This is a genomic window from Streptomyces lincolnensis (genome assembly GCF_001685355.1).
Taxonomy (GTDB): domain Bacteria; phylum Actinomycetota; class Actinomycetes; order Streptomycetales; family Streptomycetaceae; genus Streptomyces; species Streptomyces lincolnensis.
The window spans coordinates 2,589,066-2,612,613 of sequence record NZ_CP016438.1 but is presented as its reverse complement, the minus strand read 5'-3'; the positions used below and the strand labels follow the sequence as shown (position 1 = coordinate 2,612,613).

Genomic DNA, 23,548 nt, shown 5'->3' with positions numbered 1-23,548 from the left:
TGGTCGCGCCCACGCGGCGGAGCCGCACATCGATACGGCCCCGCGCCCCTTGGGTGGGTGTGCTTGCCGTGGGGCGGGCGTGCGGGTTTCGCCGTCTGGGGGCCACGTGCGGCCGATCGCGGTGGCCGGTGTGGTGGAAGCTCCGCGGGCCGCGTCCGGCCATCCGCGCGGCCTCGCTCGACGCACTGTTCCGGTCTCCGTGCCGATCGGCTCCCCGGGGCGGCCGGATACAGTGCACAGCGTGTGGGCCGACAACCAGCAGCGGGAGCCGCGTGGCGAGGAGTCCGACGGCGGGCTCCGTCGGCGGGCGACGATCCATGACGTGGCCCGGCTTGCCGGGGTGTCGAGGCAGACGGTGTCGCGGGCGGTCAACGACAAGGGCGAGATCGACCCGGCGACGAAGGAGCGGGTGCTGGAGGCGGCCCGCATGCTGGACTACCGGCCGAGCCGGTTCGCGCGCGGGCTGGTCCGCAAGGGCACGGTGACGGCGGGGCTGGTGATCCCGGACCTGATGAACCCGTTCTTCCCCGAGGTGGCCGCCGGGGTGCTGGAGGCCGCCGAACAGCGCGGCTGGCAGGTCGTGGTGTGGGACATCCGTACCGACGACGCCCGCGAGCGGGAGGCGCTCGACGTGCTCTCCCACCAGGCGGACGCGGTCGTCGGCTACTTCAAGAACGACGACGACGTCCTCGCCCGGCACCTCGGCGGCATGCCGCTCGTGCTGCTGGAACGCGGCCCGCACCAGACCCGGTTCGCGGCCGTGGGCATCGACGCCGCCGCCGGTCTGGAGCAGGGCATCGCCCACCTGGTGCGCACCGGGCACCGCAGGATCGGGATGCTGGACGGCGACCGGCTCGACGCCCCCGGGCCGCGTCGGGAGGCCTTCCTCGCGGAGGCCCGGCGGCACGGCCTGCCGGTCGACGACAGCTGGGTCGTGCTGTGCCCCGAGCACAGCGTCGCGGGCGGCGAGGCGGGTATGGAGCGACTTCTGGCCGCGCGGCCGGAGATGACGGCCGTCTTCGGGTTCAACGACCTCATCGCCGTCGGCGCGATCCGGGCCGCCCGGCGCCACGGCCGGCAGGTCCCGGCGGACCTGGCCGTGATGGGCTTCGACGGGCTCTCGCTGGGCGAGCTGGTGGAGCCCGCCCTGACCACGCTCCACCTCGACAAACGCCGGCTGGGACGGCTGGCCGTCGAGCAGGTGGCCCGCCTGCGCGCGGGCGAGGAGCCGCTGAGCGGCGCGGACGCGTGGGTGATCCCCGAGCTGGTGGTGCGGTCCTCCGCGTGACCGGCCGGCCGCGCCGACAAGGTGCCGGCACATCACCGATGTACATGTCTTGACAGTGGTTTTCGGCCGCCCCAATACTCGACGGCAACGTTCACGTGAACGTTCACGGCCCCCCACCGAGCCCCCACCGAGCTCCCCGCCGACATCGTTGTCCACCCTTGTTCGCCTCCCCCCTCCTCGTAAAGCGAGTGCCGCGTGATGGAACACCGAACGCTGTCCCGCCGACGTCTGCTGGGGGTCTCCCTCGGTGGCGTGGGCGGAGCCCTGCTGGGCCTGTCGGGATGCGGGGCGAGCAGCGGCTCGGCCTCCGCGGGCACCGACCATCTGAGCCTGTGGTACTGGAAGGGCTCCCTGAGCGACAAGCTCCTCGCCACCGCCCGGCGCGGTGTCCCCGGCCGGCCGGGCCTGAAGGTGCGGGGCTCGCAGATCCCGGACAGCGACATCGACTCCAAGGTGCGCACCAGCCTTGCCGCCCGCGCCTACGTCCCGGACATCACGGTCGCGAACTCGGACAACCTCGCCACCTTCTTCCCCGACGAGAACGAGTTCCTGGACCTCCGGGAGCTCGGCGCGGAGAAGGTCCGCGACCGGTACCTCGACTGGAAGTGGAAGAGCTGCTTCACCCCGTCGGGCCGGATGATCGGCTTCCCCCTCGACGCCGGCCCCACCGCCCTCTACTACCGCAGGGACCTCTTCCGCCAGGCCGGTCTGGCCTACGAACCGAAGGACGTCGCCGAGGCCGCCCCCACCTGGGAGAAGTTCATCGCCGCCGGGAAGACCCTGCGGGCGAAGGCCCCGGGCAGGCCGTACCTGGTGAGCAACATCGGCAACGTCTTCCAGCAGATCCTCCTCCAGAGCACCCGGCAGTTCGTGGACGCCGACAACCGCTTCATCGGCGACCAGCAGCACGTCCGACGCGCCTGGGACCTGTCCGTGGAGATCCTCCGCCAGGGCCTCAGCGCCCGGATCACGGACGGCACCCCCGACTACAACTCGGCCATGAGCGGCAGCCGCGTCGCCACCATGACCACGGCGGTGTGGGCCATCTACGGCCTGAAGGACTCCGCGCCGAAGACCTCCGGTGCCTGGCGGCTGACCACCCTGCCGGACGGCCCCGGCAACTACGGCGGCTCCTACATGACCCTGACCCGCTACTGCCGGGACCCGGAAGCGGGCTTCGCCTTCCTGACGTGGCTGCTCAGCCCGGAGAACCAGCTCAAGAGCTACCAGGAGATGGCCCTGTTCCCCACGACTCCGGCCTCCTACGCCGACCCCGCGATGCACACGCCCGACCCCTTCTTCGGCGGCCAGCAGCCCATCGACGTCTTCGGCCCGGCCGCCGAGAAGGCCCCGGTCGTCTACTTCAGCCCGTACGAGGAGAGCGCCAACATCCCGTTCTTCCAGGAGCTGACCAACGTGGAGATGCTCGGCAAGAACCCCGAGCGGGCCTGGCGGGACGCCGTGAACACCGCCGCGACCACGCTGTCCCGGCTGGGGGTGAGCTGACATGGCCACGGTTCTCGATCCGGCGGGCGCGCCGGCGGCCGACGAACGGCGCCCCGACCGTCGTAGCCGGTCCACCGCTCCGGGCGGACGCCGGCGGCATGTTCCGCCGCTGCTCGCCATCTCGCCGTTCTATGTGCTGTTCGCCGTCTTCGGGGTCTTCCCGGTGGTGTTCTCGCTGTATCTGTCCTTCCAGGACTGGGACGGCATCGGCGACATGCGGTTCGTCGGGCTCCAGCAGTACGGCTGGCTGCTTCAGGACTCGGTGTTCTGGCACTCGGTGCTCAACACCTTCGAGATCTGGTTCCTGTCCACGGTGCCGATGCTGTTCCTGGCCCTGGTGCTGGCGTTCCTGCTGCACTCGCAGGTGCGGTTCACCGGCGCCTACCGGGTGGCGTACTTCATCCCCAACGTGACCTCGATGGTCGCCATGACCATCGTCTTCGGCTCGGTCTTCGCCCAGTCGGGTCTCGCCAACTCGGCGCTCAGGGCGATCGGGCTGGACGGGATCGGCTGGCTGTCCTCCGAGTGGGGCATCAAGTCCTCCGTCTCCATCATGATCATCTGGCGGTGGGTCGGCTACAACGCGCTGATCTTCCTCGCGGGCCTCCAGGCCATCCCCACCGAGCACTTCGAGGCCGCCCGCGTCGACGGCGCGAACAGCTGGCAGACCCTGTTCCGGGTGGTGGTGCCGCAACTGCGCCCGGTGATCCTCTTCGCCGCCGTCACCTCCACCATCAACGGCCTTCAGATCTTCACCGAGTCGCAGGTGCTCTTCCAGTCCACCGACGTCGGCACCACGGGCGGACCCGGTCAGGAAGGGATGACCATCGTGCTCTATCTGTGGCAGAAGGCCTTCAAGGAGCACCAGTTCGGCTACGGCGCCGCGATGGGCTGGCTCCTCTTCGCGATCATCGCGGTCTTCACGATCATCAACTGGCGGCTGGTGTCCGGATCCGACCGCGACGACCGCCGTCCCGGCCTCGCCGGACTGCTGCGCCGGAAGGGGGCCCGCAATGGCCGCTGAGGACAGGACGACCGGCAGCGCGGGCCTCGCCATCGGCTCCGGCAGCAGGCTCACCCGGATCTGCGTCCGAGTGGTGCTGCTGTTCGGTGTGCTGATCTCGCTGTTCCCCTTCTACTGGCTGGTGGTGCTGGCCTCCGGCACCACCCAGGACATCTACCGCTACCCGCCCAAGCTGGTGCCGGGCCCGCATCTGCTGGACAACATGGGGCGGGTGCTCGACACCGTCGACTTCTTCGGCTCGCTGTTCAACACCGTCGTGGTCGCCGTGCTCGGGACCCTGCTGGTGCTGTTCTTCGACTCGCTGGCGGCGTTCGCCTTCGCCAAGTACGAGTTCCCGGCGAAGAAGCTCCTCTTCGGGATGCTGCTCGTCACCTACATGATTCCCGCCCAGCTCTCCCTGGTGCCGCAGTTCGTCACCATGGCCGAGTTCGGCTGGGCCGGCTCCCTGAACGCCCTGATCATCCCCAGCGCCGCCAACGCCTTCGGCATCTTCTGGATGCGCCAGTACGCCCAGAACTCCCTGCCCGACGAGCTGTTGGACGCGGGCCGGATCGACGGCGCCGGCTTCTTCCGCCTCTACTGGACGGTCGCGCTGCCGCTGTTCCGCCCCGCCCTCGCCTTCCTCGGCATCTTCACCTTCATCGGCCTCTGGAACGACTACATCTGGCCCCTGGTCGTCCTCATCGACCCCGAGAGGGTCACCCTCCAGGTCGCCCTGGCCAACCTCAACACGCTCTACAACACCGACTACTCCCTCGTGATGGCCGGCTCCCTCATGAGCGTCGTCCCACTGATCATCGTGTTCCTGCTGGGTGCGCGGCACTTCCTGCGGGACCTGGCGGCGGGGGCGACGAAGATGTGAGACATGGCCACGACGAGGAGGACCCGGCACATGGACGCACCGGACCCGCATGACGTCCCCGGATCGCCCGGGGTGCTCGTCCGCGCCGTCGCCGAGAGCATCGCGCGGCGGTCGGCGGGGGAGAAGGGCCCGGTCGGCGCGCTTCGGTCGGTCGTGGACATGGTCGACAACGACGAGGCGGAGCTGGCCGTGGACGATCTCGTGCGCGTGATCGCCCATTTCGGTATCCGCATCGTGCGGAGGGAGTACGACGATCTCGTCGCGGCGGCCTCGCGACTGGACGCCATGGATTCGCTCGCGGAGGTCGGAGTCGAGCGGTTCGTGGCCGGCTGAGAGGTGCGCCGACACTCGGGGACACGCGCTCGGTAGGGTGCGGACAGGGGCCCCGGGGTGCGAGGAGTGACGGGATGGCGCAGGTCAGGTCCATGCGTGCGGATGCCCGGCGCAACCACGAGCGGTTGCTTGAGGTGGCGGCGGAGGCGTTCGCCGAGCACGGGGAGGGGGCGTCGCTCGACGAGATCGCGCGGCGGGCGGGGGTCGGGGTCGGCACGCTGTACCGGCACTTTCCCACCCGGCAGGCGTTGCTGGAGGCCGCCTACGTCGACCGTATCGAGGCGATCGCGGGGCGGGCCGAGGTGTTCGCGCGGGAGTTGCCTCCGGGGGAGGCGCTGGTGGCGTGGCTGAACGAACTCGCCGTGGGGACGATCCAGGTCCGGGGGATGAAGGCGTTGCTGGGATCGGCCGTCGCGGACGGGGGATCGGCCGCGGCCACGGTGTGCGCGGACCGGATGAGGGCGGCGGCGACGCGGCTGGTGGAGGCGGCGCAGGGGGAGGGGACGCTGCGGGCGGACGTGGAGCCGATGGAGGTGCTGCGGTTGGCCCACGGGGTGGCTGTGGCGGCGGAGTTGGCGGGGGCGGGCCACGAGGCCGTGCGGCGGTATCTGACGTTGCTGACGGAGGGCTTGCGGCGGGGCTGAGGCGCTCCGCTGGAAGAACAGTGACAAACCTGCGGGCCGGTGGGGGGCGGGTCGCGTCCACGCGGCGGAGCCGCATATCGATACAGCACCGGACTTCGCCGAGACCGCTCAGGAGGCTTCTGACGGATCTCCGCGGAGGAAGGAGCGGCGTCATGGGCCCGGCGCGAGCGCGAGGTTGTTCGGGCATGGGGGAGTGAGCACCGGACGCCGCGGATCCGTCGGAAGCCCCCTGGCCCTCGGCCGGCTCCGCGGACCTGCGCCCGCCGGCTGCCGTCAGATGCCGAACGGCGGCGCGTAGCGGATCGTGCCGCTCGGCAGGGGCTGGTCCGGGTCGAGGGAGAGGGCCATCAGGGCCTCGTCCGGGACGTCGAGGGCGATGGTGATGCCGTGGGCGGAGGCCCGGGTGAAGCCGAAGCGGGGGTAGTAGGCCGGGTGGCCGAGGACGGTGACGAACCGCTCGCCCTGGTCCTTGGCGGCCTCCAGCGCGGCGCGGATCGCGGCGGCCCCGGCGCCGGTCTTCTGGTGGGCGGGGAGGACCGCGACGGGGCCCAGACAGAGGGCCGGGGTGTCGCCGATGTGGCAGCGGGTCAGCAGGGCGTGGCCGACGAGCCGGCCGTCTCGGCCGCCGGCGACGACGGACAGGCCGTCGATCCAGGCGGCGTCGGTGCGCAGGGCGTCGACGAGGTCGGCCTCCAGCGGGGTGTCGAAGGCGGCCAGCTCGATCTCGCGGACGGCGGGGACATCGGCGCCGGTCTCGGCGCGGGTGACCCACTCGGTGCGCATGGTCATGACGGGCCAGTGGCCTTGAGCGCGGTCATCGGCCTCACCTCTCCCCACCGTTCTCGACTCGGCGCACACACGGACCGGTGTGCACGCGGCCCCGTGAAATCCATCGGCCGGCCGGTGGCCACGGAGGCTCGTCGCGCCCCGCGATCGAGGCGATCGAGCAGCCCCGCGGCCACCGCCAGCCCCTTCCCCTACAGTGCCTGCGCGGCCGGCTTCACCATGTTCCGTACGGTGCGGGCCTTCACGAAGTCGCCCATCGCCGTCATATCCCACTCGCCGGTGAACTGCTTGATCAGCTTGGCCATCATCACGCCGGTCTGCGCTTCGGCGTTGGTGAGGTCGAAGCGGACCAGCTCCTCGCCGGTGGCCGCGTCGATGAGGCGGCAGTAGGCCTTGGCGACCTCGGTGAACTTCTGGCCGGAGAAGGAGTTCACCGTGAAGACCAGTCCGGTGACGTCCTGGGGCAGCCGCCCGAGGTCCACGACGATCACCTCGTCGTCGCCGCCGCCCTCGCCGGTGAGGTTGTCGCCGGAGTGCTTGATCGCTCCGTTGACGATGGACAGCTTGCCGAAGTAGCAGCTGTCGATGTGGTTGCGCTGCGGGCCGTAGGCGATGACCGAGGCGTCGAGGTCGATGTCCTTGCCGCGGTACGCCGGCTCCCAGCCGAGGCCCATCTTGACCTGGGAGAGCAGCGGGCGGCCGCCCTTGACCAGGGAGACGGTCTGGTTCTTCTGGAGGCTGACCCGGCCCTTGTCGAGGTTGATCTTCCCGGCTCCGGGGGCCGGGGCGGCCGGCGCCGGGGGAGCGGCGGGGGCCGGGGGCGCGGCCAGGCGCGGGTCCATCGGCGGGGCGGGCGGGGTGGCCGGGGGCTGCATGGCGGGCGGCGGCGGGGGCGGGGCGACCGGCTGGGCGACGGGCGCCGGAGCCGGTTCCTCGACCGTGACGCCGAAGTCGGTGGCGATGCCGGCCAGGCCGTTGGCGTAGCCCTGGCCGACCGCGCGGGCCTTCCAGGCGCCGTTGCGCAGGTAGACCTCGACGATCACCAGGGCCGTCTCGCTGCCGAGCTGCGGGGGCGTGAACGTGGCCAGGACGCTGTTGTCGTCCGCGTTGCGGATCGTGGCCGTGGGTTCGACGCCCTGGAAGGTCTGGCCCGCGGCGTCCGGGCTGGCGGTGACGACGATCTTCTCGATGCCGGGGGGTACGGCGGACGTGTCGACGGTGATCGCGTCAGGGGCCGCGCCGCCGCCCGAGCGGTACGTCACGCCCGGGCCCGTCGGCTGGTTGTAGAAGATGAAGTCGTCGTCGGAGCGCACCTTGCCGTCGGCGGTGAGCAGCAGGCCCGATACGTCGAGCCGCACGGGCGCGGCGACGTCCACCGTCACGCGGGCGGCGGAGAGGGGGATGTTCGAGCCGGGGGTCATAGCTGTCATGCGGGGTGAACGAGTGAGCCCGCTTTACCGTTCCCTTACCGAGGGCCAATCGACGGACCCGGCTGTTCGCCACGGGCCGGACGGGCTGACACCAGCCCGTCCGGCCCGTGAGGAGAGGGGCCCGGAACCGCTACGGCACCACCACGATCTTCCGCCCCACCCCCGACGCGAACTGCTCCAGCGCCTGCGGGTACCGCTCCAGCGGGATGCGGTCGCTGATGAAGACGTCCGGGTCGAGGACCCCGTTCGCGAACAGCTCCGCCGCGCGTTCGAAGCTGTGGAGCACGGCCATGGAGCCGGTGATCGTGATCTCCTGGTTGTAGATGCGGTACGGGTCGATCGTCACGCGGGTCGCGTAGTCGGCGACGCCGAACTGGAGGAAGGTGCCGGCCTTCGCGACACGGTCCAGGCCGTCCTGGATGGCGGCGGCGTTGCCCGTGGCGTCGACGACCACGTCCCAGCCCTGTGGCCGGTCCAGCTCGTCCGGGTTCGCCGCCGATCCGGACACGCCGAGCCGTACGGCCGTCTCCAGCCGTGCCGGGTTCAGGTCCACCACGTCGACACTGGAGGCGCCCGTCCGCTTGGCGAGCTCCAGCATCATCAGGCCCATGGTGCCGGAGCCGTAGATCAGGACGTGCGCGCCGAGGCGGGAGTTCAGGACGTCGTAGCCGCGCACCGCGCACGACAGGGGCTCCACCAGGGCCGCGTCCTGGGTGCGGACGTGCTCCGGGAGCTTCACGCAGTTCGCCACCGGCGCCAGCGCGTACCGGGCCGCGCCGCCCGCGGTCGTCACGCCGATCGCGGCCCACCGCTCACAGAGGTTGTTGTGGCCCGTACGGCAGTACCGGCACTCGTAGCAGTACAGGGACGGGTCGACCGCCACCCGGTCGCCGACCGCGAGCTCGGTGACCTGCGTGCCCACCCCGACGACCTCGCCCGCGAACTCGTGCCCGGGCACGATGGGCAGCTTGGGCGCGAACTCGCCCTGGAGGATGTGCAGATCGGTGCCGCACAGGCCGCAGGCGGCGACCTCGACGACGACCTCGCGGGGGCCGGGCGTCGGGTCCGGGACCTCGGTGACGACGGCACGGCCCACGGACTCGATGACGGCGGCCTTCATTTCACGGCTCCCAACGACAGGCCCTGGACCAGCTTGTCCTGGGCGGCGAACCCCGCGGCGAGCACCGGCAGGGAGATGACGAGCGACGCGGCGCACACCTTCGCCAGGAACAGGCCCTGGCTGGTGATGAAGCCGGTCAGGAACACCGGGGCGGTCTCGGCGACGACGCCCGTCAGGACACGGGCGAACAACAGCTCGTTCCAGCTGAAGATGAAGCAGATCAACGCCGTCGCCGCGATGCCCGGCAGCGCGATCGGGGCCACCACGCGCGCCAGGATCGTCGGCAGCCGCGCGCCGTCCACCCGGGCCGCCTCGATGATCGCGACCGGGACCTCGGCGAGGAAGGACTGCATCATCCACACCGCGATCGGCAGGTTCATGGAGGTGTAGAGGATGACCAGCAGCCAGATGTTGTCGAGCATCCCGGCGTTCTTGGCGAACAGGTAGATCGGCAGCAGGCCCGCCACCACCGGCAGCATCTTCGTCGACAGGAAGAAGAACAGGACGTCCGTCCACTTCTTCACCGGCCGGATGGAGAGCGCGTACGCCGCGGGCAGGGCCAGCAGCAGGACGAACAGCGTCGACACCCCTGACGCCACCGTCGAGTTGATCAGTGCGGGCCAGGGGCTCGCGCCGCCGCCCGTGCCGAAGAACTCGCGGTAGCCGTCCAGGGTGAGGGCGGCCCCGAAGGACGGCGGGTTGGTGGCCGCGTCCGACTCCGAGTGGAAGGACGTCAGGGCCATCCACGCGATCGGCAGGAAGAAGACGATCCCCAGCAGCCAGGCCACCAGACCGAGGCCGGCGCCCTTCCCGCGGCCACTGCGACGTCGTACGGCGATACTGCTCATGCCCGGCCCACCTCCTCGCGGAACAGGGACGACACCACGCGCAGGGCGAAGGTCGCGATGATGATCGAGCCGATGACCACCAGGACGCCCGCGGCCGAGGCGAGGCCGTTCTCGTGGGCCTGGTAGAAGCTCTGGTAGACGGTGTAGGGGAGGTTGGCGGTGCCCAGGCCGCCGGACGTGATCGTGAAGACCGCGTCGAAGTTCTGGACGATGTAGATCGAGCCCAGCAGGGCGCCCAGCTCCAGGTAGCGGCGCAGGTGCGGGAGGGTCAGATAGCGGAAGATCTGCCAGTCGCTCGCGCCGTCCACCCGGGCCGCCTCCATCTGCTGCTGGTCGCGGCTCTGGAGGCCCGCCAGCAGGATCAGCATCATGAACGGCGTCCACTGCCAGACCAGCGAGGCTTCGACCGCGAGCAGCGGGGTGTTGGAGATCCAGTCCGGCTGGGGACCGCCCACATAGTGCAACAACCCGTTGAGCAGGCCGTATTCGGGGTTGTAGAGCACATGCTTCCAGAGCAGGGCGGCCGCCACCGGCACCACCAGGAACGGGGCGATCAGCAGGGTGCGGACCACGCCCCGGCCCTTGAACCTGCGGTCCAGCAGCAGGGCCAGGACGAGTCCCAGGACCAGGCTGACGACGACCACCGCGACGGTCAGCAGGATCGTCGTCCACACCGACTGGCGCAGGTCGGCGTCGGTCAGCACCTGCTGGTAGTTGTCGATGCCGGTGAAGCGGCGGGCGTCGGGGTAGAGGGAGTTCCAGTCGAAGAAGGAGATCACCAGCGTGGCCACGAACGGGAGCTGGGTGACCACGATCATGAAGATCAGGGCGGGCAGCAGCGGGGCGCGGGTGGCCCAGGCGCGCAGCCGGGCGGAGGGCTGCTTCACGGTGTGCACGGGAGCGGCGGCCACAGGGGCCGTGGTGGTGGCGGTCATCGTCCCTCGTACTCCTCGGAGATCCGCTCGGCGAGCTGCTGGGACTTCTTCAGGGCCGCGTCGACGGACTGGCGTCCGGCGATGGCCGCGCTGATCTCCTGGGAGACCTTGGTGCCGAGATCGGTGAACTCGGGGATGCCGACGAACTGGATGCCGGGCGCGGGGCGCGGCTGCACGCCGGGGTCGTTCGGGCGGGCGCCCTCGATGGCCTCCTTGGTCATCTGCTGGAAGGCGGCGGCCTCCTTGCGGTACGCCGGGTTCGTGTACGTCGAGGCGCGCTTGCCGGCGGGGACGTTGGACCAGCCGATCTCGTCGCCCACCAGCTGCTCGTACCGCTTGCTGGACGCCCAGGAGACGAACTTCCAGGCCTTGTCGGGATTGCGGGAGGCGTCCTGGATGCCCCAGGCCCAGGTGTAGAGCCAGCCGGAGGACTTCGTCTCCTCCACGGGGGCGGGGGCGTAGCCCAGCTTGCCCTTGACGGGGGAGTTGGCCGCCTCCAGGGAACCGGCCGCGGAGGTGGCGTCGTACCACATGGCGACCTTGCTCTGGGTCATGTTGTTCAGGCACTCGGCGAAGCCGGACTGGGCGGCGCCGGACTCGCCGTGCTCACGGACCAGGTCGACGTAGAACTTCACGGCCTTCTCCCACTCGGGGGAGTCCAGGCGGGCCTTCCAGTCCTTGTCGAACCAGGTGCCGCCGAAGGTGTTGACGACGGTGGTGAGGGGGGCCATCACCTCGCCCCAGCCCGGCAGGCCGCGCAGACAGATGCCCTTCATGCCGGGCTCGGCCCCGTCCATCTTCGCCGCGAGGTCGGCCACCTGGGTCCAGGTGGGGTGCGCGGGCATGGTCAGGCCCTCCTTGGCGAGCACGTCCTTGCGGTACATCAGGAAGGACGACTCGCCGTAGAAGGGCTGCCCGTAGAGCTTGCCGTCGTCGCCGGTCAGGGACTCGCGCATCGGTGTGAGGACGTCCCGCTCGTCGTAGGCCGGGTCCTTGGCGACGTAGGAGTTCATCTCGTGCAGCCAGCCGTTGCGGGCGTAGATCGGGATCTCGTAGTTGGACAGGGTGGCCACGTCGTACTGGCCGGCCTGGTTGGCGAAGTCCTGGCTGATCTTGTCGCGGACGTCGTTCTCGGGCAGCACGGTGAAGTTGACCTTGATGCCCGTCTCTTTCGTGAAGTGCGGGGCGAGCTTCTGGAGCTCCGTCATCTGGGGGTTGTTGACCATGAGGACGTTGATCGAGTTGCCGCCCGCTCCGGCCCCGCCCGCTCCGACCCAGCAGCCGGAGAGCAGCGGGGCGAGCAGCGTCCCTGCGGCGGCCATGGCGAGCGTGGCTCGCGGGGGCCGTCGTCGGCTCTGGGTTCGCATGGATCGCTCCTGGACGTATGGGGAGATAAGGGGCGCGCCTTGGCGAGGCGTGGCCCCACAGGTGGTGAGGGGGGTGGTCAGACGCGGATGACCTGCGGCCCGAGCAGGGAGTAGCGGTGGGCCTCGGCCGTGGGGAGCAGGGTGCTCGTCACGATCGCCTCCAGGGCGCCGATCTCGGCGAACCGGCAGAAGCTGACCGCTCCGAACTTGGTGTGCACGCCCGCGAACACCGTGCGGCGCGCGGCCCTGATCGCCTGCGCCTTGACCTCGCTGACCGCCGGGTCGGGGGTGGTGAGGCCGTGTTCGCGGGAGATGCCGTTGGCGCCGATGTAGGCGAGGTCGACGACGAAACCGGCCAGCATCTTCGTCGTCCAGTGGTCGACGGTGGCCAGGGTGCCGGAGCGCACCCGGCCGCCCAGCAGCAGCACCGAGATGCCGTCGGATTCGGCGAGGGTGCCCGCGACCGGCAGGGACGCGGTGACCACGGTCAGCGGCCGGTCCCTGGGCAGTGCCTCGGCGATGAGCTGCGGGGTGAAGCCCTCGTCGACGAAGACCGTCTCGGCGTCCCCGAGCAGCTCGGCCGCGGCGGCCGCGATCCTGCGCTTCTCGGGGACGTGGCTGGTGGCGCGGAAGGCGAGCGTCGTCTCGAACCCGGCGCTCTCCACGGGGTAGGCGCCGCCGTGGGTGCGGCGGACCAGGCCGTGGTCCTCCAGGGCGCGGAGGTCTCGGCGCACGGTTTCCTTGGCCACGCCGAGGGTGGTGGCGAGTTCTGTGACGTCCACGGAGCCGGTGGCGCGAGCGGCGCGCACGATCTCGCGCTGGCGTTCCTCCGCGGTTCTCGCATCCATGGCCGACACCTGCCTTTCCCGCCAGCTTCTTTGCCCGTTCGGGTCCTGTGGAGCCCTTGGGGGAAAGTTCTACAGCGGGTGGGTGGTGCTGACCAGGTCTGTTGCGAGGCCGATGCTGCCCGCGTGTGCCCGTTCGGGCGGGGAAGCCCACGAGCTCGGGCGGTGCGGTGGTGGCGCGGCTGCGGGTGCGTCGTGGCTGGTCGCGCAGTTCCCCGCGCCCCTGGTGCGGCGCTGGCGCGCCCGCATCAGGGGTGACGGCCGTGCCCGGATGTGCCCGCGGGCGGGCCCGTTCGGTGCCCGCCCGTGGAGGTAACCGGACTTAGTACGGCCAGACCGGTGGGTCCGTCACGAAGGCGCCGCCCAGGTAGGCGTGCGACTCGTTGCCGTCCTGGAGTTCGCCCTGTTCGGCGATCAGCTTCTCGGCGTAGGGCTCGGAGTCGTCCTGGGGGTCGTAGCCGAGTGCCCGCGCGGAGGTCAGGTCCCACCACAGCCGGGTGTTGGCGGAGGAGCCGTAGACCACGGTGTGTCCCACGTTCTCCGAGGTCAGGGCCGCGTGGAAGAGGCGGGCGCCGTCGGCCGGGCTCATCCACAGGGAGAGCATGCGCACGCTGGTCGGCTCGGGGAAGCAGGAGCCGATGCGTACGGAGACCGTCTCCAGGCCGTGCTTGTCCCAGTAGAACTGCGCGAGGTCCTCGCCGAAGGACTTGGACAGGCCGTAGAAGGTGTCCGGGCGGCGCGGGGTGTCGACGGGGATGAGCCGGTCGTCGCCCTGGGGGCGCGGGGTGTAGCCGACCGCGTGGTTGGAGGAGGCGAAGACGATACGGCCGACGCCCTCCTCGCGGGCGGCCTCGTACAGGTGGTAGGTCCCCTCGATGTTCGCCTTGAGGATCTTCTCGAAGGGGGCTTCCAGGGAGATGCCCGCGAGGTGGATGATCGCGTCGACGCCCCGGACGGCCTCGCGTACGGCGTCCTTGTCGGCGAGGTCCGCGACGACCGCGTCCGGCTCGCCCTCGATCGGCCGCAGGTCGAGCAGCCGCAGCCGGTAGCCGTACTCGGGGAGCAGGTCCCGCATCAGGGTGCCGAGTCCACCGGCGGCGCCGGTGAGCAGAACGGTGCGGGGCGCTGGCATCCTCGGTTCTCCTTGGGTCGATGGCCGCATGAATGCACAGTATTCACATTCGTGGACAAGCTAAGGATCATTTCCTTGGCTCGTCAAGGGTGGCGTAGCCCCTGTTCATAAACATAAACTTCGATCAGAAGCCTGCACATTCCGAAGCCTGCACGTTCCCGTCCTCGTTCTAGGGAGAGCTTGTGACGCCTGCCGACCTCGCCACTCGACTCGGCATCCCCAGCGGGCCCCTGTTCTTCCCCGTCACCGCCTACGGCCCCGACGGCTCCGTCGACCTCGACGCCTACCGCACCCATGTGCGCCGCGGTGTGGAGGCGGGGGCCGCCGCCGTCTTCGCCTGCTGCGGCACCGGCGAGTTCCACGCCCTGACGCCCGAGGAGTTCGAGACCTGCGTGCGGGCGGCCGTCCAGGAGACGGCGGGCCGGGTGCCGGTCGTCGCGGGCGCCGGCTACGGCACCGCCCTCGCCGTGCGGTACGCGAGGCTCGCCGAGGCGGCCGGGGCCGACGGACTGCTCGCCATGCCGCCCTACCTCGTGATCGCCGGACAGGAGGGCCTGCTGCGGCACTACCGCGAGGTGGCCGCCGCGACCGCGCTGCCGGTGATCGTCTACCAGCGCGACAACGCCCTCTTCACCCCCGAGACGGTCGTCGAGCTGGCCCGCACCGACGGCATCATCGGCTTCAAGGACGGACTCGGCGACCTCGACCTGCTCCAGCGGATCATCAGCGCCGTGCGCACCGAGGTCCCCGGCGACTTCCTCTACTTCAACGGACTGCCGACCGCCGAGCAGACCCAGCTCGCCTACCGCGGTATCGGCGTCACCCTCTACTCCTCCGCCGTCTTCTGCTTCGCGCCCGAGATCGCCCTCGCCTTCCACACGGCCCACCGCACCGGCGACGACGCCACCGCCCACCGTCTGCTCGACGGCTTCTACCGGCCCTTCGTCGAACTGCGCGCCCAGGGCCGCGGCTACGCCGTCGCCCTCGTCAAGGCGGGCGTACGGATGGGTGGACTCGACGTCGGGGAGGTCCGCCCGCCGCTGCACGAGCCGACCGAGGATCATGTCAAGCAGCTCGCCCGGATCATCGAGCGCGGCCACGCGCTGCTGGACGAGGACAAGTGAACGCACAGCACCACATGAAGGCGGAGGACAAGTGAAGGCCTCGACGTTCGTCTACCCCTGGGACGTGAACGGCGACCCGGAGGCCGCCGGGCGGATCGCCGCGCTCGGCGTACGGCAGGCGACGCTCGCCGCCGCCTACCACTCCACCCGCGCCCTGACCCCCCGCCACCCGCGCCACCGCATCGTCACCGCCGAGCACGCGGCCGTGCTCTACCCCACGGACGACCGGTGGCAGGGGCGCGAGCTGCGCCCGTACGCGGCCGGGGACTGGGCCCCCGGGGACGCCTTCGGCGAGGCCGCCGAGGCCCTCGTACAGGCGGGTCTGGAGGTGCACACCTGGGTCGTGCTCGCGCACAACTCCCGCCTCGGCGCCGACCACCCGGACACCTCGGTCGTCAACGCCTACGGCGACCGCTACGCGTGGGCCCCGTGCATCGCCCGGCCCGCCACCCGCGAGTACCTCGTCACGCTGGCAGCCGAGGCGGCCGTGCGGCCCGGGGCGCGCGGCACCGAGCTGGAGTCCCTCGGCTGGTACGGCCTCCAGCACCTGCACGCCCACGACAAGACCGGCGGGGTGCCGCTCGGCGACGCCGGCTACTACCTGATGGCGCTCTGCTTCTGCACGGTCTGCCGGGAGGGCTACGGCGCCCAGGGCCTGGACGCCGACGCACTGGCCGCCGCCGTCCGGGCCGCGCTGGAACCGCTGTGGCGGGGCGCGCCCGACGAGGGCTGGACCGGGGTCGAGAAGCTCCTCGGCGAGGCGAACGCGGCCGCCACGCGCGCGTGGCGCGACGAACGGGCCCGCACCCTCCAGGAGGAGGCGGTCGCCGCGGTCCGCGCGGCCGCCCCCGAGGGCTTCCAGGTGCTGCTCCACGCCGACCCGGTCACCTACCACGTGGGCGCCAACCCGGGCGTCGACCCCGCGCACATCCTGTCCGTCGCGGACGGTGTGGTCGTCCCGTGCGCCGGCGGCCCCGCCCTGCTGACGCCCTTCGCCGAACAGCGCCGGGAGGGCGCCGTCGTCGCCGCCAACTTCGGGGTCGTCTCCGGCATGGGCGGCAGCCCCGGCACCCTCGCCGCGGACGCGGCCCGCGCCCAGGGCCTCGGTGCCACCGAACTACGGCTGTATCACGCCGGGTTGGCGTCGGACGGCGACCTGGAGTCGGTGCGCGAGGCACTCGCCGGCCTCTGAAGCAGCGGCAGGGCGACGGTGAGCCAGACCGCGCCCAGCACCGCCAACAGGGGCCGCTGATCGACCAGTTCGACCAGGGCCGCCCCCGCCGCCAGCCCGAGGACGTTCGGCGTGAACACCAGGGTGTTGGCGGTGGCGGCCGTACGCCCCAGCAGCGCGTCCGGCGTCTCGCGCTGCACGGCCGTCAGCGTGGCGATCAGGACACAGGGCAGCCCCGCGCCGATCGCCGCCCCGCACACCAGCGCCACCGCGTCGGACGGGACGGCCCGCAGTCCCGTCGCGACGGCCGTCAGGGCGATGCCGTACGCGGCGAACCGGCGCTCGCCCAGGTGCCGCAGGAGGGGACCGGAGGCCAGCCCGACCGCGACCGAGCCGGCGCCCTGGACGGCGTACAGCACACCCGTGTACGCGGGGGAGCGGCCGAGGTCGTCGACGACGGCGTAGGTCATGGCCCCGTTGAGGCCGGCGCAGAGCATGGTGGCGCCGCCCGCCAGGACGAGGGGGCGCAGCCGGGGATGGGCCCACAGGTGCCGGGCGCCCTCGGCGGTGTGCTTCCGCCAGCCGGTCGTCGGCGGCTCGGGGCGGGGCTCGCGGACGCGGAGGCAGGCGTACAGGCCGGTGGCCGCCACGAAGGTGACGGCGTCGAGGACCGCGACGGCCGGGCCGCCGTACACCGTGTACAGGCCCGCGCCCGCCAGCGGGGCGAGGAGTTTCATGCCCTCGCTGGCCGTCATGCGCAGGCCGTTGAAGTCGCCGAGCAGGGAGCGGTCGACGGCGGTCGCGATCAGGGCGGCCTCGGCCGCGTCATGGACGACGCCGGCCGCGCCGTACACGAACAGGACCGCGTACAGCAGCCAGAGGCGGTCGGGGGAGTCGACGGTGAGGAGGGTGAGCAGCAGCGCCGCCGGCACCAGATTCGTGCCGATCAGCAGGGGTCTGCGGGGCAGGCGGTCGGCGAGGGCGCCGAGCAGGGGGCCGGCCAGGGTGGGCGCCCACATCGCGAGCAGACAGAGCGCGGCCAGGCCGTCGGAGCCGGTGAGGTCCTTGACCCAGACACCGGAGGCCAGCCACAGCGCGGACGTGCCGAAGCCGGAGACCACGACCCCGGCCAGGTAGAGGCCGGCGTTGCGGTCGCGCAGGACCCGCACGAGCGGCCATGGAGTGGTTGTCATGCCTGGTCATCGTGGGCCTAAGGCGGGGGCGCGGGGATCGGGCAGATGCCCTGGAAGCCGCGCGGAACGGACGGGTGCCCGACGAGAACGATGAGGCGGCGACGAGGTGGCCATGTGGGAGGGCGATGAGTTTCGGTGCCGAGGGCGGTCTGCCCTTCAGGAACCGACATCCAAGGAGCCTTCGCATGACCGACACGATGCTCGACCTGGGGCCGCAGACCCTCGTCATCGCCCGCCTCGCGGCCGAGGTCACCGACGAGCAGCTGGCGGACCCGACGCCGTGCCCGGAACTGGCGGTACGGAATCTGCTGGGCCATCTGCTCGGGCTCACCGTCGCGTTCCGGGACGCCGGGCGCAAGGACCTCGGCCCCACGACCGACAGCGCCCCCGGCGGCGTTCCCGACATCGGCCCCGGCTGGCGCGAGGAGCTGCCCAAGGTCCTGGACGAACTCGCCGACGCCTGGCGGGACCCGGCCGCGTGGACCGGTATGACCCGGGCCGGCGGTGTCGACCTCCCCGGCGCGGTCGCCGCCGCCGTCGCGATCGACGAACTGGTCATCCACGGCTGGGACCTGGCCCGCGCCACCGGCCAGGAGTACACACCCGACCCGGCCGCGCTGCGTGCCGCCCACGACTTCCTGGAGGCATCCGCGGACGATCCCAGCCGGGACGAGATCTTCGGCCCGATCGTCCCCGTACCGGACGACGCCCCACTCCTCGACCGCGCGGTGGGCCTGAGCGGGCGGGATCCGGGGTGGACGCGGGTGTTGTAGGGAACGGGAAGGGGGGCGAGGACTGGTTCTTGGGGAGGTGGTGACGGGGGGCGTCATTCCTGACCGACGACACTTCGCGCTCCCCGTCGAACTCAGGGCGGCCGGTGGCGCCTGTGGGACCACCCGTCGGCCTCGGGCTTTACGGCGTCGGCCTCGCCGGCGCCGACGTGTTCTCCTCGACGCCCTCACCTCGGCCGCCGACCGGACGCCCTGGCACGGCCTCGACGGGCCGGCGGCCACGACACCGCCCGCGAACAGGCGGCCCGACGCCCGGCGGTGTCCCGGCCCGGCGGGATGGTGGGACTCTGCCACGGCATCGGCGGCGGCGACCGGGAACAGCGGCCCGCGAGGGCCTCAGCCGTCCGGCTCCGGTGCGCGGCGTTCCGTCTGCGCCCGCGACCGGGGTGGCGCCGTCGCCCTCGGCCGGCCCGGGTGACCCGGCGGCCTCGGCCCGGCGGGATTGGACCCCGGCACGGCATCGGCATCGGCGACCGGGAACAGCGGACCGTCGGGTCCCCGGTGTTCTCGCCGCCCGGTTCCGTCCGTGCTCGCGACCGGGGCGGCCCGGCCGCCCTCGACCGGCCCGGGAGTCTGGCAGCCTCCCGGCCCGGCAGGATCGCGGAAGTCTCCGACGACACCGGCCCCCCGGAGACCGGAAACCGCGCGGACGCCAGGAGCCCCGGCGGCCGCGCCGCCCAACTCCGCCCCTCCTCCCCGGAATTCCCTCCGCTCGGACAACCGGACGAGGGACGGAAATTGCGGAGTGCCGGCCCCGGAGGGACCCGTACGCTCCCCGCATGTCGCTTACGCTCACCGTCCTCGGTACCGCCTCTCCGCATCCCGGACCGGACCGGCCCTGCTCGGGATATCTGCTGCGGGGCGGGGGCGCCGAGGTGTGGGTGGATGCCGGGCCGGGGACCTTCGCGGAGTTGCAGCGGCACACCGATCCGGCGCGCCTGACGGCCGTATGGATCTCGCATCTGCACGCTGATCACAACGCCGACCTGCTGTCGGCCGTATACGGACTCGCCTACGGCGGGCTCACGCCGGACGCACCCATTCCGGTCCATGCCCCCGCCGGGTGCGCGGAGCGTCTCGCCGGGTTCTTCGGGCGGGCCGACACCGGGTTCCTGAAGGGCGTGCTGGACTTCCGGACCCTGCACGACGGTCACACCGTCCGGCACGGCGGCCTGACGCTCACGGCCCGTGCCGTCACGCACGACGTCGAGGCGTACGGGCTGCGCGCCGAGGCGGACGGGCGGGTCCTGGCGTACTCCGGGGACAGCGGACCCTGTGACTCCCTCACCGAACTCGCCCGCGGGGCCGACCTGTTCCTCTGTGAGGCCGACATCGACGCGCATCGCGAAGGCGAACAGGTGCACCTGACGCCCGAGGACGCCGGGCGCACGGCCCGTGAGGCGGGTGTGCGGGAGCTGCTCGTCACCCATGTCGGGCCCACCCTCACCCCCGAGACGGCCACCGTCCGGGCCGCCGCCGTCTTCGGCGGACGCACCGCCACCGCCCGGGTGGGCGCGACCCACACCGTGTGAAGGCAATCTCCACTTCCTCTGTCAGAAGCATTGACGAAACACAGCGGCCCTCCTACCTTCAACGCGTCGTACTTCGTACGTCATATATGAGACGCGATACGTGAGATCCGATACGCGAGATCCGAGAGGCGCGCATGACCTCTGTGCCCACGCCGATCCCCTCCCGCACGCAGTTCGTGCTGGAAGGGATCAAACACCGCATCCTCACCGGGCAGTTGACGCCGGGTCAGGCCCTGGTGGAGACCGAGCTCGCCGCACAGTTCGGGGTGTCCAAGACGCCCGTGCGGGAGGCGCTCAAGACCCTGGCCGGCACCGGTCTCGTCGTGATGAACCAGTACAAGGGCGTCACGGTGCGCATGGTGGACGCGGACATGGCGCGCGAGGTCTACGACGTGCGGCTGCTCCTCGAACCCGAGGCGCTCAGGCGCGCGGTGCGCAGGGGAGCCTCCCTGGCCGCCGCCCGCGACGCGCTGACCCGGGCCGACGCAGCCACCGACACCGCCGAACGCTCCCTCGCCAACCGCGAGTTCCACCGCGCCCTGTACCTGCCGTGCGGCAACCCGCTGCTCGGCCGGATGCTCGACGAGGTCCGCGACCAGGCAGCCCTCGTCTCCGCCGTCGCCTGGGCGGCCTCGCCCTCCTGGGAGCGGGAGGCCGGCGAGCACCGGGAGATCCTGCGGCTCGCCCTCGGCGGTGACGCCGACGGCGCGGCTCGCGCCCTCCACGCCCACATCGGGTCCTTCGTCGAACGGGCCTTCCCGCAAGCGGAGTCCGAGGCCCAGGGAGAGGACGGTCAGGCATGACAACGACGTTCGAGACCCAACGGGCGGCCCTGGCCGACGTGGTGGCGATCCCGGTGACCCCGTTCGCCGAGGACGGCACCGTCGACCAGGACGCCCACCGGGCCCTGCTGCGTCGTCTGCTCGACGGTGGCATCCGGACGCTGACGCCCAACGGCAACACCGGTGAGTTCTACGCCCTGACACCTCAGGAGCGGCAGCTGGTCACCGAGCTGACCATCGACGAGGCGGACGAGCGGGCGGTGATCCTCGTCGGTGTCGGCCACGACGTGCCCACCGCCATCGCCTCCGCCCGCCACGCCCGCGAACGGGGCGCCCGGATGGTGATGGTCCACCAGCCCGTCCACCCCTACGTCTCCCAGGCCGGCTGGGTCGACTACCACCGGGCCATCGCCGAGGCCGTGCCCGAGCTGGGCGTCGTCCCGTACATCCGCAACGCGCAGCTGCTCGGCGCCCGGCTCGCCGAGCTCGCCGACTCCTGCCCCAACGTCATCGGCGTGAAGTACGCCGTCCCGGACGCGGCCCGGTTCGCCGCCTTCGCTCGGGACGCCGGCCTCGACCGCTTCGTGTGGGTCGCCGGCCTCGCCGAGCCCTACGCCCCCTCGTACTTCTCCGCGGGCGCCACCGGCTTCACGTCGGGGCTGGTCAACGTCGCCCCGTCCGTTTCGCTGGACATGATCGAAGCGCTGCGGTCCGGCGACTACCCGGCCGCCATGAAGGTCTGGGAGCAGATCCGCCGCTTCGAGGAACTGCGCGCGGCCAACGGCTCCGCCAACAACGTCACCGTCGTCAAGGAGGCCCTCGCCTCCCTCGGCCTGTGCCGCCGCGAAGTGCGCCCGCCGAGCCGCGAGTTGCCCGAGGCCGAACGCGCCGAGGTCGCCTCGATAGCCGCCGGGTGGTCGATATGACCGACAGAAAGCGCCTGAAGCCGGAGGAACTGCGCAGTCACCAGTGGTACGGCGTCGAGGGCCAGCTGCGCACCTGGTCGCACAACGCCCGTATGCGCCAGCTCGGTTACGAGGCGGAGGAGTACCAGGGCCGCCCGGTGATCGCCGTCCTCAACACCTGGTCCGACATCAACCCCTGCCACGTCCATCTGCGCGAGCGCGCCGAGGCCGTCAAGCGGGGAGTGTGGCAGGCCGGCGGTTTCCCGCTGGAGTTCCCGGTCGCCACGCTCTCGGAGACCTACCAGAAGCCCACCCCGATGCTCTACCGCAACCTCCTCGCCATGGAGACGGAGGAGCTGCTGCGGTCGTATCCGATCGACGCGGCGGTGCTCCTCGGCGGCTGCGACAAGTCGACGCCCGCGCTGCTCATGGGCGCGGCCTCGGCCGACACACCGTCGCTCTTCGTGCCCGCGGGGCCGATGCTGCCGGGGCACTGGCGCGGTGAGACCCTCGGGTCCGGCACCGACATGTGGAAGTACTGGGACGAGCACCGCGCGGGCAACCTCACGGACTGCGAACTGCGGGAACTCCAGGGCGGGTTGGCGCGGTCGCCGGGCCACTGCATGACCATGGGGACCGCGTCCACGATGACCGCGGCGGCGGAGACCCTCGGCATGACCCTGCCCGGTGCCTCCTCCATCCCGGCCGTCGACTCCGGGCACGAGCGGATGGCCGCCGCCTCCGGGCGCCGCGCCGTGGAACTCGCCTGGACCGGGCTCAGGCCGTCCGAGATCCTCACCCGCGAGGCCTTCGAGGACGCCGTCACCACCGTCCTCGGCCTCGGCGGCTCCACCAACGCCGTCATCCATCTGATCGCCATGGCGGGCCGCGCGGGCGTCAAGCTCACCCTGGACGACTTCGACCACATCGCGCGCACCGTGCCGGTGCTGGCGAACGTCCGGCCCGGCGGACAGACGTACCTCATGGAGGACTACCACTTCGCCGGCGGCCTGCCCGCCTTCCTCTCACGGATCACCGACCTGCTCCACCTGGACCGGCCGACCGTCAACGGCACCCTGGGGGAACAGATCGAGGGCGTCGAGGTCCACAACGACGACGTCATCCGGCCTCGCGACAACCCGGTCGCGAGCGAGGGCGGGGTCGCCGTGCTGCGCGGCAACCTCTGCCCGGACGGCGCGGTGATCAAGCACATCTCCGCCGAGCGGCACCTGCTCAAGCACACCGGACGCGCGGTCGTCTTCGACGACTACAGGACCATGCAGCGGACCATCAACGACCCGTCGCTGGACATCACCGCCGACAGCGTGCTGGTGCTGCGCAACGCGGGACCCAAGGGCGGGCCCGGCATGCCCGAGTACGGCATGCTGCCGCTGCCCGACCATCTGCTCAAGCAGGGCGTGCGGGACATGGTCCGCATCTCCGACGCCCGCATGAGCGGCACCAGTTACGGCACGTGCGTGCTGCACGTGGCCCCCGAGTCCTACGTCGGCGGACCGCTCGCCCTGGTCCGCACCGGGGACACCATCACCCTCGACGTCGAGGCACGCTCCCTCCAACTCAACGTGGACGACGAGGAGTTGGAGCGCCGCCGGGCCGAGTGGACACCACCGCCGGTCCGTTACGAGCGCGGCTACGGCGCGCTCTACAACGAGCAGATCACGCAGGCCGACACCGGCTGCGACTTCGAGTTCCTGGCAAGGCAGGGCAAAACCCCGGATTCCCACGCCGGTTGACCATCCCCACCCAAGGGGCGCGGGGAACTGCGCGACCAGCCACAAGGCACCCGCAGCCGCCACACAACAGCAAGAGGCACCCCGTAATGCGAACAGGGGCCGACCTACGCAGACAGAGAAAGCGCTTCCTGCACCACAAGAGCAAGCCGAAGGCACCCCGCACCGAGAACGGAGAC

At 71.5% G+C, this 23,548-nt stretch carries 22 protein-coding genes; 13 read left to right on the top strand and 9 right to left on the bottom strand.

Going from position 1 to position 23,548, the window contains the following annotated elements; all coding sequences use genetic code 11:
• Positions 1 to 241: 241 nt before the first annotated feature.
• From SLINC_RS11575 to SLINC_RS11550, 6 genes are all read left to right on the top strand, one after another.
• Positions 242 to 1,288, top strand: coding sequence for a LacI family DNA-binding transcriptional regulator (locus SLINC_RS11575; RefSeq protein ID WP_079165102.1), 1,047 nt, complete (start codon positions 242 to 244; stop codon positions 1,286 to 1,288).
• 198 nt (positions 1,289 to 1,486) lie between these two features.
• Positions 1,487 to 2,794 carry an ABC transporter substrate-binding protein gene (locus tag SLINC_RS11570; RefSeq protein ID WP_079164497.1) on the top strand — a complete coding sequence of 436 codons (1,308 nt, stop codon included), beginning with the start codon at positions 1,487 to 1,489 and terminating at the stop codon, positions 2,792 to 2,794.
• Between the two features lies 1 nt (position 2,795).
• On the top strand, positions 2,796 to 3,818 hold the full coding sequence (locus tag SLINC_RS11565; RefSeq protein ID WP_067430375.1) for a carbohydrate ABC transporter permease: 1,023 nt from the start codon (positions 2,796 to 2,798) through the stop codon (positions 3,816 to 3,818).
• Positions 3,808 to 4,680, top strand: a complete 873-nt coding sequence (locus SLINC_RS11560) for a carbohydrate ABC transporter permease (protein ID WP_182449157.1) — start codon at positions 3,808 to 3,810, stop codon at positions 4,678 to 4,680. Before SLINC_RS11565 ends, SLINC_RS11560 begins: the two co-directional genes overlap by 11 nt.
• A gap of 3 nt (positions 4,681 to 4,683) precedes the next feature.
• Positions 4,684 to 5,013, top strand: coding sequence for a hypothetical protein (locus SLINC_RS11555; RefSeq protein WP_237281994.1), 330 nt, complete (start codon positions 4,684 to 4,686; stop codon positions 5,011 to 5,013).
• Positions 5,014 to 5,087: 74 nt separating this feature from the next.
• Positions 5,088 to 5,657 carry a TetR/AcrR family transcriptional regulator gene (locus tag SLINC_RS11550; protein WP_067430370.1) on the top strand — a complete coding sequence of 190 codons (570 nt, stop codon included), beginning with the start codon at positions 5,088 to 5,090 and terminating at the stop codon, positions 5,655 to 5,657.
• Positions 5,658 to 5,930: 273 nt separating this feature from the next.
• Here SLINC_RS11550 and SLINC_RS11545 read toward each other — a convergent pair whose 3' ends face one another.
• The 8 genes from SLINC_RS11545 to SLINC_RS11510 all read right to left on the bottom strand — a co-directional run bounded on the left by SLINC_RS11545 (position 5,931) and on the right by SLINC_RS11510 (position 14,120).
• Positions 5,931 to 6,440: a GNAT family N-acetyltransferase gene (locus SLINC_RS11545; RefSeq protein WP_067445236.1), complete on the bottom strand. Its 510-nt coding sequence runs from the start codon at positions 6,438 to 6,440 to the stop codon at positions 5,931 to 5,933.
• 194 nt (positions 6,441 to 6,634) lie between these two features.
• A complete protein-coding gene (locus SLINC_RS11540) occupies positions 6,635 to 7,864 on the bottom strand; it encodes a TerD family protein (protein WP_182449285.1) in 1,230 nt (409 codons plus the stop codon).
• A 139-nt stretch (positions 7,865 to 8,003) separates the two neighbouring features.
• Entirely contained in the window at positions 8,004 to 8,993 is a 990-nt protein-coding gene (locus tag SLINC_RS11535; RefSeq protein ID WP_067430364.1) for a zinc-dependent alcohol dehydrogenase family protein, read from the bottom strand.
• Positions 8,990 to 9,841 (bottom strand): carbohydrate ABC transporter permease, encoded by an 852-nt coding sequence (locus SLINC_RS11530; RefSeq protein WP_067430361.1) that lies wholly within the window; start codon positions 9,839 to 9,841, stop codon positions 8,990 to 8,992. Before SLINC_RS11530 ends, SLINC_RS11535 begins: the two co-directional genes overlap by 4 nt.
• A complete protein-coding gene (locus SLINC_RS11525) occupies positions 9,838 to 10,776 on the bottom strand; it encodes a carbohydrate ABC transporter permease (RefSeq protein WP_067430358.1) in 939 nt (312 codons plus the stop codon). Before SLINC_RS11525 ends, SLINC_RS11530 begins: the two co-directional genes overlap by 4 nt.
• Positions 10,773 to 12,143: an ABC transporter substrate-binding protein gene (locus SLINC_RS11520; RefSeq protein WP_067430355.1), complete on the bottom strand. Its 1,371-nt coding sequence runs from the start codon at positions 12,141 to 12,143 to the stop codon at positions 10,773 to 10,775. The genes SLINC_RS11525 and SLINC_RS11520 overlap by 4 nt, the downstream gene beginning before the upstream one ends.
• A 77-nt stretch (positions 12,144 to 12,220) precedes the next feature.
• Entirely contained in the window at positions 12,221 to 12,991 is a 771-nt protein-coding gene (locus SLINC_RS11515) for a DeoR/GlpR family DNA-binding transcription regulator (RefSeq protein ID WP_067430351.1), read from the bottom strand.
• 319 nt (positions 12,992 to 13,310) lie between these two features.
• Entirely contained in the window at positions 13,311 to 14,120 is an 810-nt protein-coding gene (locus SLINC_RS11510; protein WP_067430348.1) for an NAD-dependent epimerase/dehydratase family protein, read from the bottom strand.
• Between the two features lie 182 nt (positions 14,121 to 14,302).
• Here SLINC_RS11510 and SLINC_RS11505 point away from each other — a divergent pair, with 182 nt between their 5' ends.
• Entirely contained in the window at positions 14,303 to 15,244 is a 942-nt protein-coding gene (locus SLINC_RS11505; protein WP_067430345.1) for a 5-dehydro-4-deoxyglucarate dehydratase, read from the top strand.
• Between the two features lie 31 nt (positions 15,245 to 15,275).
• Entirely contained in the window at positions 15,276 to 16,436 is a 1,161-nt protein-coding gene (locus SLINC_RS11500) for a hypothetical protein (protein ID WP_067430342.1), read from the top strand.
• On the opposite strand, the gene SLINC_RS11495 is transcribed toward SLINC_RS11500, so the two are convergent.
• The gene (locus tag SLINC_RS11495) at positions 16,373 to 17,608 is read right to left on the bottom strand and encodes an MFS transporter (protein ID WP_067430339.1); all 1,236 of its coding nucleotides are present in this window, start codon (positions 17,606 to 17,608) and stop codon (positions 16,373 to 16,375) included. The genes SLINC_RS11500 and SLINC_RS11495 overlap by 64 nt on opposite strands.
• 185 nt (positions 17,609 to 17,793) lie before the next feature.
• On the opposite strand from SLINC_RS11495, the gene SLINC_RS11490 reads away from it, so the two are divergent.
• From SLINC_RS11490 to araD, 5 genes are all read left to right on the top strand, one after another.
• A complete protein-coding gene (locus SLINC_RS11490) occupies positions 17,794 to 18,381 on the top strand; it encodes a TIGR03086 family metal-binding protein (RefSeq protein ID WP_067430337.1) in 588 nt (195 codons plus the stop codon).
• A 797-nt stretch (positions 18,382 to 19,178) separates the two neighbouring features.
• Positions 19,179 to 19,931, top strand: a complete 753-nt coding sequence (locus SLINC_RS11485; RefSeq protein ID WP_067430334.1) for an MBL fold metallo-hydrolase — start codon at positions 19,179 to 19,181, stop codon at positions 19,929 to 19,931.
• Positions 19,932 to 20,065: 134 nt separating this feature from the next.
• Positions 20,066 to 20,734: a GntR family transcriptional regulator gene (locus SLINC_RS11480; RefSeq protein ID WP_107406587.1), complete on the top strand. Its 669-nt coding sequence runs from the start codon at positions 20,066 to 20,068 to the stop codon at positions 20,732 to 20,734.
• Positions 20,731 to 21,639: a dihydrodipicolinate synthase family protein gene (locus SLINC_RS11475; protein ID WP_067430327.1), complete on the top strand. Its 909-nt coding sequence runs from the start codon at positions 20,731 to 20,733 to the stop codon at positions 21,637 to 21,639. The genes SLINC_RS11480 and SLINC_RS11475 overlap by 4 nt, the downstream gene beginning before the upstream one ends.
• Positions 21,636 to 23,372, top strand: coding sequence for an L-arabinonate dehydratase (gene araD / locus SLINC_RS11470; RefSeq protein WP_067430324.1), 1,737 nt, complete (start codon positions 21,636 to 21,638; stop codon positions 23,370 to 23,372). The genes SLINC_RS11475 and araD overlap by 4 nt, the downstream gene beginning before the upstream one ends.
• Positions 23,373 to 23,548 lie beyond the last annotated feature (176 nt).

What these genes read in the sequence shown, in the direction of transcription:
- SLINC_RS11570 (WP_079164497.1), top strand. Translation starts at nt 1,487, where the DNA reads ATGGAACACCGAACGCTGTCCCGCCGACGTCTGCTGGGGGTCTCCCTC.
- SLINC_RS11565 (WP_067430375.1), top strand. Translation starts at nt 2,796, where the DNA reads ATGGCCACGGTTCTCGATCCGGCGGGCGCGCCGGCGGCCGACGAACGG.
- SLINC_RS11560 (WP_182449157.1), top strand. Translation starts at nt 3,808, where the DNA reads ATGGCCGCTGAGGACAGGACGACCGGCAGCGCGGGCCTCGCCATCGGC.
- SLINC_RS11555 (WP_237281994.1), top strand. Translation starts at nt 4,684, where the DNA reads ATGGCCACGACGAGGAGGACCCGGCACATGGACGCACCGGACCCGCAT.
- SLINC_RS11550 (WP_067430370.1), top strand. Translation starts at nt 5,088, where the DNA reads ATGGCGCAGGTCAGGTCCATGCGTGCGGATGCCCGGCGCAACCACGAG.
- SLINC_RS11545 (WP_067445236.1), bottom strand. Translation starts at nt 6,440, where the DNA reads ATGCGCACCGAGTGGGTCACCCGCGCCGAGACCGGCGCCGATGTCCCC.
- SLINC_RS11540 (WP_182449285.1), bottom strand. Translation starts at nt 7,864, where the DNA reads ATGACCCCCGGCTCGAACATCCCCCTCTCCGCCGCCCGCGTGACGGTG.
- SLINC_RS11535 (WP_067430364.1), bottom strand. Translation starts at nt 8,993, where the DNA reads ATGAAGGCCGCCGTCATCGAGTCCGTGGGCCGTGCCGTCGTCACCGAG.
- SLINC_RS11530 (WP_067430361.1), bottom strand. Translation starts at nt 9,841, where the DNA reads ATGAGCAGTATCGCCGTACGACGTCGCAGTGGCCGCGGGAAGGGCGCC.
- SLINC_RS11525 (WP_067430358.1), bottom strand. Translation starts at nt 10,776, where the DNA reads ATGACCGCCACCACCACGGCCCCTGTGGCCGCCGCTCCCGTGCACACC.
- SLINC_RS11520 (WP_067430355.1), bottom strand. Translation starts at nt 12,143, where the DNA reads ATGCGAACCCAGAGCCGACGACGGCCCCCGCGAGCCACGCTCGCCATG.
- SLINC_RS11515 (WP_067430351.1), bottom strand. Translation starts at nt 12,991, where the DNA reads ATGGATGCGAGAACCGCGGAGGAACGCCAGCGCGAGATCGTGCGCGCC.
- SLINC_RS11510 (WP_067430348.1), bottom strand. Translation starts at nt 14,120, where the DNA reads ATGCCAGCGCCCCGCACCGTTCTGCTCACCGGCGCCGCCGGTGGACTC.
- SLINC_RS11495 (WP_067430339.1), bottom strand. Translation starts at nt 17,608, where the DNA reads ATGACAACCACTCCATGGCCGCTCGTGCGGGTCCTGCGCGACCGCAAC.
- SLINC_RS11490 (WP_067430337.1), top strand. Translation starts at nt 17,794, where the DNA reads ATGACCGACACGATGCTCGACCTGGGGCCGCAGACCCTCGTCATCGCC.
- SLINC_RS11485 (WP_067430334.1), top strand. Translation starts at nt 19,179, where the DNA reads ATGTCGCTTACGCTCACCGTCCTCGGTACCGCCTCTCCGCATCCCGGA.
- SLINC_RS11480 (WP_107406587.1), top strand. Translation starts at nt 20,066, where the DNA reads ATGACCTCTGTGCCCACGCCGATCCCCTCCCGCACGCAGTTCGTGCTG.
- SLINC_RS11475 (WP_067430327.1), top strand. Translation starts at nt 20,731, where the DNA reads ATGACAACGACGTTCGAGACCCAACGGGCGGCCCTGGCCGACGTGGTG.
- araD (WP_067430324.1), top strand. Translation starts at nt 21,636, where the DNA reads ATGACCGACAGAAAGCGCCTGAAGCCGGAGGAACTGCGCAGTCACCAG.